The following is a 14831-nucleotide window of genomic DNA, read 5'->3' as shown; positions in this document are numbered from 1 at the left end:
GAGTTCCTCCGTCAGCTCACCCAAAGGCGGCGCATATGACCGTCGTCCTCCAGGATCTGCTGGGCTGTCCAGGTGCGTGATGGCGTGATGATCTTGTCGCCCTGCCGGCTGGTGGCCACATCCGAAACCCACACGCTTACCGTGGTGACGTGCATCGCAACCTGGTCATCGTCCTGAACCTCGAAATCGTGCTCGAGGATATGGGGCACTCCTTGAGCGCTGGACACCGAGCCCTGGTAGTCACACGTTCCGTCGGACAGATGAGTCATGACCGCCTCGTCGAGGCGGTCGATGTGATCCTGAAAGCTCATGGGAATTCACCACCCCTTACGGGGCGGTGTTCTCGTAGAGCTTGATGTTCACCTTCGGCCGTGTGCAGAGGTGCGCCGGGTTGGACTGCGCCTCGAGGCTGACGCCCTTGTTGTGGTCCAGCGGCTCAGAGCTGGCATAGAACGGCAGACCCAGGGTGTTGACGGTGTCCATGTAATCACCCGGCGCGAAGCGAGAGATGAACAGATCCATCACCCCCTCGGGCGAGGCGTAGGCCTCGGTGTCGGCGATCTTGATCGGGCCACCACCGCGATACCGCTCCCAGAAAATGCCGCCGAACATGAAGCCCTCGCGCGGATCCTCCCGCAGCTGGGCGCCAGCCTGGTAGCGCTCGTAGGCCTCCTTGACCTTGCTGTGAGTGATCAGCTTGCGCCAGAACGACTTGCCGCAACGCACGGTGATACCGGTGTAGGACAGCCCGCCCAGCGCCTCCTCGACCTTTTCATGGATGTCCAGGGACTTGCCCTTGACCTCGGTGCCGGCCGTGTCGAGGGCCATCGCCACAGTCTGCTGGGTCATGCCGAAGGTCTGGAACAGGTCGTAGATGACGGTGGCACCGTCGCTATCCAGCACCTTCCCCATAATCGCGCCGAGCTTGTGGTGCTCGTGCGTCATGTCGATACGGCGCGCCATCTTCGCCAGGCGCCGATTGACCACGGCCTGCACCGCCTCTTCCTGGTCCTCGCTACCGAAGGTGCGAACGTTCTGCACTTCGTCGGCATTGATGGTGGCCGTCGTCGGCAGGTGGGCAGTGTGGAAGCTCACGCCGGTGCGCTTATCGGCGCCGACAACGGTGCCAGGCGCGCCGCGTGGTTTGTTCTCCACCAGGCCCAGGGTATCGCCGTCTTTCTCGATGACCAGGCTGGTGGTGGAAATGCCCTCGGCCTCGAACAGGCCGGCCTGACCAATCTGGCTCGGCACATACTGCACCTCGTTGATCGCGGCAGTCAGCGACGCCAGGGTGAAGATGTCGGAATCGAAAATGCCCATGGTTGGCTCCTATGGGTGATGGTGATCAGTCGCCCAGCCCTGTAGGCCGTGGGCACTCGATGGTGGATAAGGGGTTGGGGAGGGATCAGCGCGGGATGATGCCCACGCCGATCAGGTCGTTGAGCGCGGTGGAGGTCTGAGGCTCGGTGATGCCATCGGGCCAGCCGAGCGCGGCCTCCTCCACCTCGCAGGCGCGGACATGCACGGTGCACGGCTGGGGGCCATCGGAGGCGTCGACCGCGCCGTAGAGCACGGCCTTGGCTACCTCGGTGCCATCGGCGGCGCCGGGCGCCAGCGGGACGTAGTCGCCGTCGCCATTCAGCGCCAGCACTGTGCCGGCCGCCAGATTGCCCGAAGCGAGGATGCCCTGTTCGCGTGAGCGCGCCCCGTTGGCTTCGGATACCACGTGCTCCCCGGTGTGACGGGATTCGGTGTGCTTAGTGGATGCCATGATTCAATCTCCTCGATGGCTGGGGTCGGGATGCCGTGGCCCGGTCAGGCCTTGGCCTTGCGGTTCTGCCGGGCATAGATCTTGTCGTAGTTGATCCCGGCACGGTGCCCACCTTCAGGCGAGTGGCTGCCGTTGATGTGCTGACCGTCTCCACTGGCCGCGGCGACGTCGTAGATGTAATCGGAGGCCTGGTCTTCGGGCATGCCGTTGCCCACGAGCTTCTCGAGCAGCTGGTGCTGGCCGGTGGTCTGGCAGGCCTTGGCGATGGCGGAGACGCGGGTGCGCTCGGTGGCGAGGATCTCGTCGGCGTTCGGGCCGGGCTCGATGCGGTCGGGCCCCATGGCCTTGATCTCCTCGAGCAGTTCGTCGGGGATGTCGTCGACCTTGGCCACCACAGGGGCCTGCTGCCGCAGCGCGATGATCTGGTCGCCCAGGTCGGCAGCCTGTGCTTCGGCCTGCTCGGGAGTGAGATCAAAGGCCAGCGCCAGCGCATCGGCGGCAGTCAAGTTGGCGTTGCCGCCCTGCCCCTTGATCTGGGCCTGTAGCTTGGCGATCTCGCCGGCCTGCTCGAGCTGCTTCATATAGAGCTTCGGGTCGGCGCAGGCCACGGCGCGCAGCTTGGCGTCAGCCTCGGTGGCGAACCCCCACTCCACCGCCTCGTCGGCGCCCATGTAGGTGTCGCCCTGATCCAGCAGGCCAGCAATCTCCTCGGCGCTCTTGCCGGTGGCGGCCATGTAGATGTCCACCATCGAGTTGTCGATGGTCTTCAAGTTGCGCGCCGTCTCCTCCATCTCATTGGCATTGAAGAAGCCGATCATCAGCGCGCTGGCCCGGTGGGTCATCATGTTGCTGCCGATAGCCATGGACCGGGTGTCGCCTGCCATCATGATCACCGTGGCGATGCTCGCGGCAGTCCCGGTCACTCGGGTGTGGATCTTGGCTCGGTGGTCGCGCAGGTAGTTGAAGATGCGCACCCCGCTGGCGACGTCGCCGCCAGGGCTGTTCAGCTCCACAGTGATCTCGTCGAGCTCGCCCAGGGCGTCCACCGCATCAATGAACTCACGGGCCGGCTTCTCGCCAGTGAAGTCAGCGATCCAGTCGGGCGCCCAATCAGAGCCAATCGGTTTATCGATGACGACATGCGCCGCTCGAGAGTTATCCTCGAGGGCCTTTGCTGTGAACCACGGCATGGGTTAATCCTCTTCTTCGGTGTCGGCCAGGGTCTTGAGGGCCTGGTGCAGAGCGCCGCTCTTGTTGACGCGGCGCGGGTCGGAGTCCAGCACCAGGCCGTTGCCGTCGGCGCTTTGGTGGCTCTTGGCGATCTCGGCGTCGAGTTGCTCCAGGGCCCAGCCGCGCTCGCCGGCGGCCTCGCTGCGCGGCTTGAAGCCGGCGCGCACCTCGAGCAGGTCGGCGGAGACTTCCTTGAGAGGGTCGACCCACTCCCACTTCGGGGCGATCCAGTCGATGGCCAGGTACCGGGCGCGGTTGCGCCAATAGTCGGGACGCACCAAGGCGCCACTGGTCACCGCCACGTCGAGCCACTTGGCGGCAATGCGCCTGCACCACTGGTGAACGATCAGCATCGCCTGCAGGGCCTCGGCCCGGCGACGGAACTCGATCACCCCGGCGCGGATGCTGGAGTAGTTGACGCCCTTGAGGTCGCCGGTCAGCTGCTCGTAGGTGATGCCGGCGCCAGCGGCCACCGCCAGAAGTTCGGAGCGCAGCCACTCGGTGTACTGGCTCTGGATGTCCGGCGGATTGGAGAAATTCACCTCCTCGTCGTCCTCGAGGTAGTGGATGCCGCCGGGGGTGAACTCGTCGAGCGGCTCGGCCTCGCCGGGCTTGCTGACCAGATCGCCGAAGAACGGGCCTTCTTCCTCGGGGTCGTGGGCCGTCTTGCGATTCACGAAGGCGCCGAACAGCTGGGCCAGTTTCTGGCGCGCCAGCGTGGCGTCCTGCATCTCGTCGATCTCGTAGAGCCGGACGATCACCGATGTCAGCTCGGGCACGCCGCGTAGCTGGCCGGGCCGGGTGCGGCGGAACATATGGATGACGTTGTCGGCCGGCACCGGCACCCGCTCGTTGAGCTGACTGGTCAGCTGCTCATGCGGGTGGAAGCGCCACAGGTGAAACACCCGACGCCGACCAATGCCGTCGAACTCGATGCCCATTTTGATCAGGCGGCCACCGAAGGCGCGGGAGAAGTTCGGATCCAGGTGCTCGGGCTCGATCAGCTGCAGCTGCATGGGCACCGAGAGGCCGTCGCTCTTGCGACGGTAGCGGAACCGCCCCAGCGCCTCGCCGGCCTCGAACTGGCTGCCGGCGGCCAGCGCCTGCAGGCCGTAAAAGTTGTCCACACCATCGGCGTCGCACTCGTCGACCCAGCGATCCCACAGCGCCTGGATCTCCGGGTCGCCCCACTGTGGCTTGATACCAGTACCCACCAGATTGGAGATGTGCTTCTCCTTGGCACTCTGGGCATAGGCGTTGTTGCGGATGGCGTTGTGGCTGCGCGACCACAGCAGCGGCAGCGACCGTGAGATCGGTCCGTTGGGTCCGGTCGCTGCATTGCCCTTGCCCGCCATACGCCGGCCCGTCGACGCTCCCTCGTAGGAGGCCTGGGCGCGTGTCGGCACGAGCTGCCCGCCGCGCATCGTCATCCGGAGGCGCGGTTTCTTGGTCATGGCAGTCATCACAGGCCCTTGCTGGTTCGAACGGATCGGGTTCGGGTGCGGTGCTTGTTAGTGGCGAGGTAGGCGACGATCTGCCGCTCTACCTCACGCAGCTTGGTGAGATCACCACTCCCCGAGTACTCGACGGTGCGCCCGTTGTAGGTGATCCGCGCCACTCGTTTTCCGGCAGCCAGGTCCAGGATGGCCCGCCGCACCTCGGCGAGATCATCTTCGGTGTAGGCCATGGGTGCTCCTGCTTTTGACGCTACATTGAAAAGGGGGACCGATAACTCACAACAACACGCGAAAGACACCAGGGAGCTACCCATGAACAGACAATCAATCGTGCTGCTGGTCGCTGGCCTCGGCAGCTTTGGTGACCTGGCTAACGCAGCCGGGCCTGACGCCACGGAAAACACCGAAAAAAAGACCGAGGTGCGGATATTGCCTAACGGCGAAATCGCATTGTTCGAAGTCACCAAGACCGATAGATATTCCGAACAGCTGCAGGCATGGCCGCCCCGGGCAGCTGAATACTCGATCCACTCTCGGGATGAGATGCCGTACTCACCCATTCCCGAAAACTCAGGCAGGCAAATGAGCCAGCAAGAGACGGAAGATCTCATGAGCGAGATAAGTGCCGAAGCCACGATCCGGGCGAAAAACACGGCACTTGCCTTCTGCGATAGCGATTTCCGGCCAGAGACGGTCGCCGCTACCGCAGGCTGGGCGGGAGGCGCTGTGCTCATGTTCAACGCTACATGGAATCTCGACACCCTGTGCCCAGGTGATGAGTCCGAAGCTGTGTCTGAAAGCCTGAACACATCCTGGGAGGTCCGCCCGAACGAACAAGCTTCTCCATCTCAATAACGCTATATGCGAGGCTTAGCGACCCGGCGACGGCGCTTCTTCGCAGGCTGCTCGCGCTCCCTGTAGGCCGGGGCAGCCGGGCGCTGGTCGGCTTCAGGGTCGAACACCAGCAGGTTGTCGTCCCAGTCAGCTGCCCAGGGTGGCGGTGAGCTCCAGTCGATGACCTCGCCCTTGAGCAGGATGAACAACGCCAGGTTGTAGACGCAGAGATCGAAGGCCTCGTTGGGGCGCTGGCCGGGGCGGTCCCACTTGCCGGTAGCCGGGTCGCGCACCTCGTAGGTCAACTCGTCGTACCACCAGCGGCCGAGCCAGGCCGGCACGTGCATGTAGCCGGCGCCGGGATCCTCGCGGTCCATCATCCCGGCGACCGTGTCCTTGAGCAGATTGGTGCCAAGGAGGTAGAGCGGAACATCGCCGCGGGCCTTGCTCTTGCGCGTCTTACGGCCGGTGTTGTCCGGCCAGGTCTTGCGTACCCGGCTGTCAGTCTTGGCGCTGCCGCCCTTCACCAGGTAGGCACGGCTTTGCAGGCCGTCCTTGCGCAGCCGACGGAACCACTCGTAGGCCTGACTGGTAACCGACTCCTCGCCCTCGGCCTCACCGCCGGTGTCTACCGCGACAGCGGCGATCGGCATGCGCCGACCGCTGCCATCGGCCAGGCGATAGGAACGCTGGACCACATCGCGGGTCAGCAGGTCCCAGTCTTCGGGCTGGGTGGCCGGGCTGATCTGCCGCGGCGGCTGGTCGTTGTCCGGGCCGCGATCCTCCTTGATGTTGAACCGGTCGATGATCCACATCTCGCGGTTCGGTCCCCAGCCTTGGATCTGCACCACGAATCGCCGGTGCTTGCCGCCCTGGACGTCGACGCCCGCGGTCAGGAAGCGTACGCCGTGCGGCACTCGGCGTCGCTCGACCTGCTCGGCCCGGTCCATCAGTTGGATGCTGGAGCGCTGCGTCTCGCTGCGGCGATGCCGATACGGCAACCCCCAGTCGGTGTTGATGACGGTCTTCAGCGTCTCCTGGCTGCCGGTCTGCTGGTAGGTCTCCTCTGCCCGCGCCAGCTTGTCGGTCAGGCTGGCCCAGGACTGGAACGCGGCGGCGGGCCCTTCCATCCAGAACGAGGCGATGCGGGTCTGGCGCGGCGTGCCGATCAGTTCGCCCTCGAGGGTCAGCTCGCAGCCCTCCGGCACCCAGCGGCCACCGAGGTTGAGCGTGCGCTTGTGCTTGGGGTCAACCTCGACGCCGCAGTGGGCGCAGCACACCCGCTTCGACTGCAGGTTGAAGTGCTCCTTGATCGGCTGGAACCAGCGGCGGCATGAAGGCTCGGGGCACTGCCAGTACAAGCGCCGGCGATCGCCCTGGTTGAACAGGTCACCGATGCCGGTGGTGGGCGGCATCATGTGCGGGCACCCTTCCGGCTGAACCCAGTCAGGATCCGTGATCTCTCGGCCGGGCGAGCTCTCGGCCAGTGTCATGCCGGTGGAGCCGAATGTCTGAGTCCGCTTGCTGGCCAGGGTGAAAGGATCGCCCTCGCCGTCCACGTCATCGTCCAGGCGGTCGAAGTCGGTGATCAGTACGAACTGATAGTCCGAGCTGGCCATGACGTTCTTGGATGGCCACTTGATGCCCAGGTAGTTGCCGGCCCGGAACGTCTTATCATGGACGTTGTTGTCGTGGCCACGCGGGCTCAGCCGGGGAATCAGGCGCGGCGAGTGCTGCAACATGCGGTCGATGCGCTTCTTGCTGAACTCGCGGGCTTTGTCCTCACTGATCTGGATGATCAGTCCATCGCCGGGGTCGCAGTCGATCTTGTAGGCCACATAGCCATCGACCAGAGCGTTGGTCTTGCCCGTCCGCGCCGGACCGACGAATATCACCGCGTCATAGCGGCGGCTCCCCATGCAATCGAGGGGCTCGACCATGTAGGGCGTAGCGTCCGGCGACCAGTCGCGTACCGTTCCATCCCCGCCCACCACTTTCATGACTTCAGAGGCGGCCTGGCTGGCCCGAATCCGGCGCGGCGGCCGAATCAACTCGGCAACATCTCGACGAATCGCGGCGGCGCTGGCGGTACTACCCACTACTCACCTCCTCATCATCGTCGTCGACGACAATCGCCTGGTACATCTGCTCGCGGAGCGCGTCGGTCGTATGCTCGACCAACTCGATGGCCTCAGGCGGCAAGCCAGCATCGCGCTCGAGCATGTCGGCCAGGCTGTCCAGGCCGCTGGCCACCGCCTTGGCCAACAGGCTCATCTCGCGGTGCGCTTCCTCGACCGGCACCAGCAATCGGAGATCCTTCTCCAACTTGATGCGCTCGTTCTCGGACTGGTACCAAGCCTTGCGGTCGGAGGGCGGCATCTCATCCGGCCCAATCCCTCCGGCCGACATCGTGTCACCAAACAACGCTGGCCCGGCATCCTTCAGGGCATAGACGTTGACGCCGTTACGCGTGCCCGCCGGCACGACGCCAGCCTCCTTTAGACGGCGGCGAACAGTCCCGCGGTCCAGACCAAACGCATCGGCCAGCCTGCTGATGTTCCAGTTGTAGGCCTCTTCCAGGCGATTGATCTGTGCCACATTCAGTAAGTCCTTATTTCACCACCGTCACCACCCTGAAATCCCGCAACCATGCGGGTTATGGCACAGTGGTGGTGGAGGCCCTATTGCGCCGAAAATTTGTCGAATTCCGCGGCTGCCCGCCCCCGTGGACGGCTCGCGACTGGCTGGAAGGACCCGCGCCAGCAGCCCCGGGGCGGATGCTCACTTCACCTTCGCCTTGACCGCAGCCATGAAACCGCTGCCACTCACGTGCCGCGTGATCTTCTCGGCGCTGCGCCCGACCACATAGCCGGTCAGGCCGTACTGCACGATGTCCAGCAGTTGACTGACTGTGCCCGTGTCCAGGTTCTCCGGAGTGAACCCGAGCCAGTGGGCGCCAACCAGGGCGGCGAACCAGAGCATGACCATCGGGCGCCAGTTGCGCTGCAACCAGCCCTCGGCATTGGCTTCGGCCTGAACCACGTCAGCACGTGCGCCGATCAAGGCCTTCTCGATGTCGGCCTCGATCTCCCGCAGCTTCATCGCGGCTTGCGGGTCGTCATTGATCGCCTTCTCCACCGCTTCCGGAGTACGCTCAACCCCCAACTTGTCAGCGATGACGCCGCCAACAGCAGCACCAAGCGGGCCAGCCAGAGCCCCGCCAGCAGCCGGCGCGACCTTGCCCACCGTTTTCGCGACACCCGACCAGTCCACATCCATCACCGACCTCCTCGGACTCGATCAGCCACCGCCATCAGCAGCATGTCGATACTGCGCGGGCCCAGCCATCCGCAGGCAACGCCGACCGCAGACGACGGCCAGCCCGTCAGTCCGAAATACACGTTGATACCGGCGGCGACCGATACCATGGCGGCCAGCGCCGGAACGTCGAGCCATAGCCGCCGCGTCACGAAACGGTTGCGATGGCCGTGCTTTACCTCATGAGCAATCTTGGCGAGCAAACCGATCATCACGGCTACTCCTGCATAGAGGGCGACCAATACGTCCTGGCGCCAATGAGCGAGCCAGTCGAGCAGTGCCGTCCAGAATCCGCCGTCCTTCCATGGCATCAGGCGCCTCCTACCTTCACTACTCGGTCATACCAGTCGCGATCACGCCCGGCGAGTTGGCCGCCGGCGTCCACATACGCTTGCACGAGATGCTCGAGCTTGTGCTCTCGCTGCCCATAGCCAGCGCCAGGCAGACTGGCCCAGATGTTCGAGCATGCCTCGATGGCTCGGCTGAACCGGCCAGACTGGATGAGAGGCAGCGCCCGCTGCTCGCGGATCTGCTGGATGGCATAGCGGTCCTGGGAGATCGGACTGAAATCGGACAGATCCAGCTGCCGCTTGTAGTGAGGCCAGTAGGTATTGAGGATCTGGTACCGTCCGGCCGCCGTAGACCAGACGCCCGGCGCGTACTCGATGGCATCGCTATCATTCGGCAGTGGATGGTCGACATACTCGGCGAACAGGTGCAGGTCACCGGGCAGCGATCCGACCAGGACGTCATAGCCGTCATCGGACATCGCCAGCATCTCCGGACCGATCTCCGCGTGCGCGATGGTGTTGAGGAACGCGCACACGTTCCGGCCGCCGGCGGCAGCTGGTGAGATGCGAGGCATGGTGACTCCGGGTATATAAGAAGCCGCTCCCCTCAAGGCGTGGGTGACAAGGGGACGAAGCACCCGAGGAGCGACTTAACTGGTAGCGGCCAGAGGATTCGAACCTCTTACTCCGGGTTATGAGCCCGGCGTCTTACCACCTGACCCGGCCGCTGAAACGGAAAAGCCCCGCCGGGTGGCCGGCAGGGCTTTGATGATGTCTGGCGCCTGGCGCGAACTGATCGCCAAGCTACACATACGGTAGATCAAACCGGTAAAAAACACAACATGTAGTAGTTGCTTATAACTTCGACAACGCAATGAGCTGTACTCGAGCGACCTTGCCAGCCTGCCGCAACGCCTCTCCATGCTTGAACACCGGCACCCTTTCTGACTGCTGCTCCTCAACCTCCCGGGGCTGTCTCGCTGCCTCCGCACGCGCCAGTTCGGCATCAACCCGATCGGCCGGCATCGGCCAGACGTGTAGGCTGTTGCAATGCTGGCGCTGGACCTCACGCACGACCGTCCGGCTCCGCGTGCCCGGTACCGCCACGAACCCCAACGCTTTGGCGTACCAGTCGATGTGCTCGGCGATATGGTCATAGCTCTTGGTCCATGGCGTGTTACTCACCGCCCGAGGATGCAGCTTGGCCGCCTGAATCAGCGCCGCGAGAATCTGGCGCGGTTTGATGCCTGCCGATTCAATCCAGCGGCGCGCGGACTCGTGCTGCTCATGCGTATAGATTCCCCGGTCATACAGGGCTGCCAGCGGCTCACGAGCAATCGCGGTACCGCCCGGAGCCAGCCCAGGGGCACAAGGGCTGTGACTGTGCCAGCCCTGGTTGTGATGTTCATGCACCGTCCGTCGCTCGACTTCGATGTCGAGTATCCGGCTCACGAAGACCCGAGCCGCGTCCGGGTCGTGGTTCTCGTGCGACTGGCGCGCCAGCTCTCGCAGCGTCCAGATGCCGATTCGTTGATAGTCCACATCACTCCCCTGCATTGCCGTTGCTGCCATTCCCATCGCCGTGCCCCCTTCTCCATTCCGTGCCATTCGTCAGCGCCAGCCGTTCACCCCGGTGGTGTGCCGTCTTCACCCAACTGGCGTACTCCCTCAGGACGGCCTTGGCTTCCTCGAGGCCCAGCGCCAGTGCCGCGCAATAGCCCCTTGCCTCTGCTTCTTCCAGCCACTCGCGCTGGCTGGGCGTCAGCTCGGCATCCCGTGGTGGCGTTGCCTTGAATTCCAGGTAGAGACCGAACCATCCGCCGCGCGCCTCCATCACCGGCAGGTCACTGACACCGGCCTTCACGCCCTGGGCTTTCATGCGCCCGGCCTCTTTGCCCAGACGATAGCCGCCATTGGGGACGTGGTAGGTCGCCGCGTAGAGGTCGCCCACCGACGTGCCGCGCATCATTTCGCCATACAGCCAGCGGATCAGGATGGCCTGCTCCTGCCCTTCCCAATCGACCGGCTTGCGGCGAGGCTTGCCGTCGGCCTTGGGCTTGCGGCTGCCCGGCGTCTTCCCGTAGTTGCGCCAGCTCATCCCGACACCTCGCGCATCTCGATCAGGGTCAGCCGACCGGTTCGGAAGGCGCCGGTGTCGATATAGTGGACATTCCCGAGCGTGGTCGGCTCTTTGACCGGGGTGTGCCCCACCACCACGGCATCAATTCCCTCTACGGGCGTCTCGTCACCTCGCTGGATTCGAGAGCGCCCCCATACCATCTGCTGGCGACCAGCCGGATGATCCTCCAGCTCGATCAACGACCAGTCTTCGGGCGGCTCAGCATGTACGATGCCGATGCGACACCCTTCCACCTCTACCTCTCTGGCATACGGCAGGTGCTCCATGGCCGCTTTCAGTATCGAGCGAACTTCCCGGGCATCATGCAGATACACCCAGCTACCACCGTTCATTTGCCATAGGGACCAGTCACGGCCACCTACGCCGTCCAGAGCAGCCCGCGCCAGCTCTTCATGGTTGCCACGCACCCCGTGGAACCAGGGCTCAAATACCAAGCTCAGGCAATCGAATGATTCGGCTCCCCGGTCGATCAGATCGCCCACGCTGAAAAGGCGATCAACGGCCTTGTCGAACTCCACTCGACGCATTTCTGAGTTCAGTAGCTCGAGCTGGCCGTGGATGTCACCGACGATGAAGTCTCGCCCTACGGTGTTCTCGTCATGCTTGGCCAGGATCATCACCGCCTCCTCGGGTCGTTGATGTAGCGAGCATCTCGGGGCTTGTCGTATTGGTCGCTCAAAGCCCGGCCCTCCTCTTCCAGTTTCCGAAGTCAGCGACGATCCGTCGAAACATCTCAGCCGCTTGCTCGTTGCGATCCAGGTCTGCCCGACTCTCCACGCCACATGCCCGGCGCACAGCGTCGGCCGCGTCCTCAGCGTTGTGGGTTCCGTCCGGGAGCTGCTCGAGCGTCAACCCCTTATCTCGGCGAGCACGTGCATCGAGATACAGGCCAAACGCCGGCAGGCTGCAGAGCATGCCGGCCTGCTGGGCGAGACTCCGGCGGTCAGTCGGCATCCCTGTCCTCCTGTATTTCCTCGCCCTGGTCGTCCAGATGCCGTGCCATCCACCAGATATTACCCACGGCCAGGCCAAGGCACGCCAAGACCCCGAGAGCGAACCAGCACAGCCACGCCGCTACACTCATTTCACTGCCCTACAGCCCGAGCCACCGCGCTGGAGCTTCGCTAGGTGGCGGCATTCGAAGCACCGGTCTCGCCCGTTCTTAGGGTCTTTGAACCTCCCAGCCCGGACCGACTCGTACCAGCCGCAGTCACAACGAACTAGCCACAGGGCGCCCCGCTTTCGGCTCTGGCCAGGCTGGCGCGGCAGGCGACCCACGACCGTCAGCCGACCTTTGCGAGCACCCGTCAAGTCCGGCTCTCTCTTCGCCCGATTGACGGCCACGGTCGGCGGCGGCGCTTCCCAGCGCTCAAGAGATGCTGGCGGCTCGGGCGGGATATAGTGCTGACCACCGGAGACCGCGCTTTGCGCTGTGCCGTTGACGGGCGTGCCCAGCAGGCGCGTGTCGATGCTCATACCGACACCTCCGCTCCCTTGGCATTGATCCGCTGGGCGCGCACCCGATCGGCCTGCTCGCGACCGGCATCGGTCAATCCATAGGCGGGATGCCAGACCTCGTTGATCTCCTGCTCAGCGACGATCCGCACCCAGCCCCGGTGCTCGAGGCGGTTCACGCTATTGGCGACCTGGCGCCAGCCCGGACCCTCGCCCTGGGCGGTAGTGATCCGACGCCGGATGGCGTGGATGGCCTGGCCAGGCGTAGAGCGCAGCGCCAGCAACACTTCGTGTTCGATGTCGATGGGTTTCACTGGTCACCTCCGCTCGTCTCCGGTACATACTCGAGCAGCTGGCGCGAGGGTTTACCGACCGTGCCGACTACCGTCACACGCCCCGCATCCAACAGCTCACGGCAGCGGCCGCAGATCGACGACAGCGCCAGCCCGGTCCGGGCCTGCAGGTCCTGCCGAGTGCTTGGCCCGCCCGTCCGCAGGGCCTCGAGCACCTGCTGGCTCTGCCGTGCCTGGCGACCTGAGCGGCGGACGTCGTCGTAGCCCTCTCGAGATACCTCACGGCCTGTCGGTTGCATCACGGCTCCCATGGTTACCCCCTCCCCAGTGCGGCCCGCAGGGACCGGAGCCCCTGGTCGGCGTTCATGGTGTGCGGCAGGCCGGCGTCATCGACCAGCCGGTCGGCGCGTTCATGCCCAGCCCGCTCGGCGAGCTCGGCCTGGCTACGGTGGCCGTCGTGCTTGAGCGAGGCCCGAGGCCGCATGGACTCACCGCGCGCCACACGCTCGACGACGCAGTCTCGATTGGTGCTGGCGTAGTAGTGCATGAACTGGCGCCGGTGCTCGCCCAGCTGGTGATAGCTCGCCGCCCGCAGGTTGTGCATGTCGACGTGCTCAGCAGCAGCGGCCACGGCATCATGGATGAACGGCTTGCCGGCGAAGGCGTGCTCCTGGACGTTGCGCCAGGCCTCCTCGGTGCTCGGCAAGCCCAGCGGCTCCGGGCGCAGGCGGCAAGCCTTGGCGAACAGCATTGCGCTATCCGGGGGCCAGGCTGTTTTGCCATGCGCCACGGCCTCAGCGGCCGCCTCATTCATCGCAGCCAGCCCGCAACGGACGTGCGCCTCACTCAGGTGCTGCAGGGCCTGCCCCCATTCCCCGGTGGCGTCGAAGCACACCCACTCGCCACCGATCTGCTCGCCCCAGCCGGCCTCGGCACAACGCCGACGCCAATGGACGCCGTACAGCTGCCCCAGGGCATCGAAGACCCAGTCGATGGTTTGGTCAGTGATCGGACGCCAGCTCCCCGTCGAAGACGTCTCCCCCTGGCGAGCCTGACGCTTGCTCTCGGCGGCGCTGTTCAGCGAGTCGACGAGCTTCAGAGGCGCTGACGTTGGCAAATCGCTGGCGCTGGCCAGCATGTCCTGTGCGTTGACCATGGGGCTGTCCTCCTGTGGCGGGGCCGGCCACCGCCTGGGCGTGGCGGGCATCGTTGCGGATCCAGTCGACAAAGCGAGCGACCCAAGCGGACTCGCCGTAGCGGCGGCCCGGAGCGTCGGCATGGTGGGCAGTGAACTTGGCCAGCTGGGCTGGCGAATACTCGGTGTCGGCAGGCAGGCCGGCACGCTGGCAGGCCATGGCGAACACCTCGGGGTCAGGTCGCCAGTCGAGCGTCATCGCGACGCGGTGATCACCTGCCGAGGGTTGGCCGTCGTCGTTCTGGCCAGCGGCCTGGCCGAAGATCGGATGGTCGGTCGGTTGTTCTGGCTCGGGCTGATCGGCGCTCGCGCCAGAGAGAGAGGTGGATATATTGGTATATTGATTCGTCGGAGATTTTTCCGACCCCCCCTCGGATATTTTTCCGACCCTGCTCGGAGATTTTTCCGGGGTCGGATTTTTTTCCGACCCTTCTTCATCAGCGCCAGCCTCAAGGGTCGGAGAATTTTCCGACCCTTCCACGCGGTTCCATGTAGCCCCTTTGGCGGTCAGCCGCATGTAGGTGCGGTTGTCGCAGCTGGTCATCTGGATCAGGCCGGCCTTGGCCAGCTGTTTCATCAGCCGGTAGGCGGTATCCGGTTTGTCGGTCAGCAACGGCAACTCGGCGACGATCTTCCCCTTGCCGATGTTGAAGTAGGTCTGCCCATCGATCTGGCGCGACTCCGCCCAGGTCGGCACCTGGTGCAGGAACGCGAACAGCATCGCCTGCTGGGCGTTGAGCCCCCACTCCAGGGCACGAGCTTGGTTGATGGCGACGAAGTACTGCATCACGTACCTCTCGCCGTATAGAGGGCCATGCCGGCGGCCGATAGACTGGAAGTTCTCACGC

At 64.6% G+C, this 14831-nt stretch carries 21 protein-coding genes and 1 tRNA gene; 1 reads left to right on the top strand and 21 read right to left on the bottom strand.

The features are described 5' to 3' along the window. Nucleotides 1-11: 11 nt before the first annotated feature. The 6 genes from RSO41_RS12500 to gpW form a co-directional block, all read right to left on the bottom strand. Nucleotides 12-311 (bottom strand): hypothetical protein, encoded by a 300-nt coding sequence (locus RSO41_RS12500; RefSeq protein ID WP_315619461.1) that lies wholly within the window; start codon nt 309-311, stop codon nt 12-14. 16 nt (nt 312-327) lie between these two features. Next, a complete protein-coding gene (locus RSO41_RS12495) occupies nt 328-1320 on the bottom strand; it encodes a major capsid protein (RefSeq protein WP_315619460.1) in 993 nt (330 codons plus the stop codon). An 85-nt stretch (nt 1321-1405) separates the two neighbouring features. Next, nucleotides 1406-1771, bottom strand: a complete 366-nt coding sequence (locus RSO41_RS12490) for a head decoration protein (RefSeq protein WP_315619459.1) — start codon at nt 1769-1771, stop codon at nt 1406-1408. A 44-nt stretch (nt 1772-1815) separates the two neighbouring features. Next, a complete protein-coding gene (locus RSO41_RS12485) occupies nt 1816-2961 on the bottom strand; it encodes a head maturation protease, ClpP-related (RefSeq protein WP_315619458.1) in 1146 nt (381 codons plus the stop codon). A 3-nt stretch (nt 2962-2964) separates the two neighbouring features. After that, nucleotides 2965-4455, bottom strand: coding sequence for a phage portal protein (locus tag RSO41_RS12480; RefSeq protein ID WP_315619457.1), 1491 nt, complete (start codon nt 4453-4455; stop codon nt 2965-2967). An 8-nt stretch (nt 4456-4463) separates the two neighbouring features. After that, nucleotides 4464-4688, bottom strand: coding sequence for a gpW family head-tail joining protein (gpW, locus tag RSO41_RS12475; protein WP_315619456.1), 225 nt, complete (start codon nt 4686-4688; stop codon nt 4464-4466). Between the two features lie 82 nt (nt 4689-4770). Here gpW and RSO41_RS12470 point away from each other — a divergent pair, with 82 nt between their 5' ends. Further along, a complete protein-coding gene (locus tag RSO41_RS12470) occupies nt 4771-5313 on the top strand; it encodes a hypothetical protein (RefSeq protein ID WP_315619455.1) in 543 nt (180 codons plus the stop codon). A gap of 2 nt (nt 5314-5315) precedes the next feature. Here the strand turns inward: RSO41_RS12470 and RSO41_RS12465 are convergent, their stop codons facing one another. The 15 genes from RSO41_RS12465 to RSO41_RS12395 all read right to left on the bottom strand — a co-directional run bounded on the left by RSO41_RS12465 (nt 5316) and on the right by RSO41_RS12395 (nt 14770). Next, nucleotides 5316-7391, bottom strand: coding sequence for a phage terminase large subunit family protein (locus tag RSO41_RS12465; protein WP_315619453.1), 2076 nt, complete (start codon nt 7389-7391; stop codon nt 5316-5318). After that, nucleotides 7384-7890 (bottom strand): DUF1441 family protein, encoded by a 507-nt coding sequence (locus RSO41_RS12460; protein WP_315619452.1) that lies wholly within the window; start codon nt 7888-7890, stop codon nt 7384-7386. The genes RSO41_RS12465 and RSO41_RS12460 overlap by 8 nt, the downstream gene beginning before the upstream one ends. Nucleotides 7891-8073: 183 nt before the next feature. Continuing rightward, nucleotides 8074-8571, bottom strand: coding sequence for a 3TM-type holin (locus RSO41_RS12455; RefSeq protein ID WP_315619451.1), 498 nt, complete (start codon nt 8569-8571; stop codon nt 8074-8076). Beyond that, complete coding sequence (locus tag RSO41_RS12450) at nt 8571-8921, bottom strand: hypothetical protein (protein ID WP_315619450.1); 351 nt, start codon at nt 8919-8921, stop codon at nt 8571-8573. The genes RSO41_RS12455 and RSO41_RS12450 overlap by 1 nt, the downstream gene beginning before the upstream one ends. Then, the gene (locus RSO41_RS12445) at nt 8921-9475 is read right to left on the bottom strand and encodes a glycoside hydrolase family 104 protein (protein ID WP_315619449.1); all 555 of its coding nucleotides are present in this window, start codon (nt 9473-9475) and stop codon (nt 8921-8923) included. Before RSO41_RS12445 ends, RSO41_RS12450 begins: the two co-directional genes overlap by 1 nt. A gap of 80 nt (nt 9476-9555) precedes the next feature. Continuing rightward, nucleotides 9556-9629: transfer RNA gene (locus RSO41_RS12440), tRNA-Met, on the bottom strand. A 126-nt stretch (nt 9630-9755) separates the two neighbouring features. After that, nucleotides 9756-10442 carry a hypothetical protein gene (locus RSO41_RS12435; RefSeq protein ID WP_315619448.1) on the bottom strand — a complete coding sequence of 229 codons (687 nt, stop codon included), beginning with the start codon at nt 10440-10442 and terminating at the stop codon, nt 9756-9758. A gap of 1 nt (nt 10443) precedes the next feature. Next, nucleotides 10444-10998 carry a VRR-NUC domain-containing protein gene (locus RSO41_RS12430; RefSeq protein WP_315619447.1) on the bottom strand — a complete coding sequence of 185 codons (555 nt, stop codon included), beginning with the start codon at nt 10996-10998 and terminating at the stop codon, nt 10444-10446. Continuing rightward, a complete protein-coding gene (locus tag RSO41_RS12425; protein ID WP_315619446.1) occupies nt 10995-11657 on the bottom strand; it encodes a metallophosphoesterase in 663 nt (220 codons plus the stop codon). The genes RSO41_RS12430 and RSO41_RS12425 overlap by 4 nt, the downstream gene beginning before the upstream one ends. A 58-nt stretch (nt 11658-11715) precedes the next feature. Next, nucleotides 11716-11994 (bottom strand): hypothetical protein, encoded by a 279-nt coding sequence (locus RSO41_RS12420; protein WP_315619445.1) that lies wholly within the window; start codon nt 11992-11994, stop codon nt 11716-11718. Then, a complete protein-coding gene (locus RSO41_RS12415; protein ID WP_315619444.1) occupies nt 11984-12124 on the bottom strand; it encodes a hypothetical protein in 141 nt (46 codons plus the stop codon). Before RSO41_RS12415 ends, RSO41_RS12420 begins: the two co-directional genes overlap by 11 nt. 388 nt (nt 12125-12512) lie before the next feature. Then, nucleotides 12513-12809: a hypothetical protein gene (locus tag RSO41_RS12410; RefSeq protein ID WP_315619443.1), complete on the bottom strand. Its 297-nt coding sequence runs from the start codon at nt 12807-12809 to the stop codon at nt 12513-12515. After that, complete coding sequence (locus RSO41_RS12405; RefSeq protein ID WP_315619442.1) at nt 12806-13087, bottom strand: hypothetical protein; 282 nt, start codon at nt 13085-13087, stop codon at nt 12806-12808. The genes RSO41_RS12410 and RSO41_RS12405 overlap by 4 nt, the downstream gene beginning before the upstream one ends. A gap of 14 nt (nt 13088-13101) precedes the next feature. Next, nucleotides 13102-13905: a hypothetical protein gene (locus RSO41_RS12400; RefSeq protein ID WP_315619490.1), complete on the bottom strand. Its 804-nt coding sequence runs from the start codon at nt 13903-13905 to the stop codon at nt 13102-13104. Next, nucleotides 13790-14770, bottom strand: coding sequence for a DnaT-like ssDNA-binding domain-containing protein (locus RSO41_RS12395; protein WP_315619441.1), 981 nt, complete (start codon nt 14768-14770; stop codon nt 13790-13792). Before RSO41_RS12395 ends, RSO41_RS12400 begins: the two co-directional genes overlap by 116 nt. Nucleotides 14771-14831: the final 61 nt, after the last annotated feature.

Origin of the sequence: Halomonas sp. I1 (genome assembly GCF_032334135.1) — a bacterium.
Taxonomy (GTDB): domain Bacteria; phylum Pseudomonadota; class Gammaproteobacteria; order Pseudomonadales; family Halomonadaceae; genus Halomonas.
This window is presented reverse-complemented; position numbering and strand designations above follow the sequence as displayed.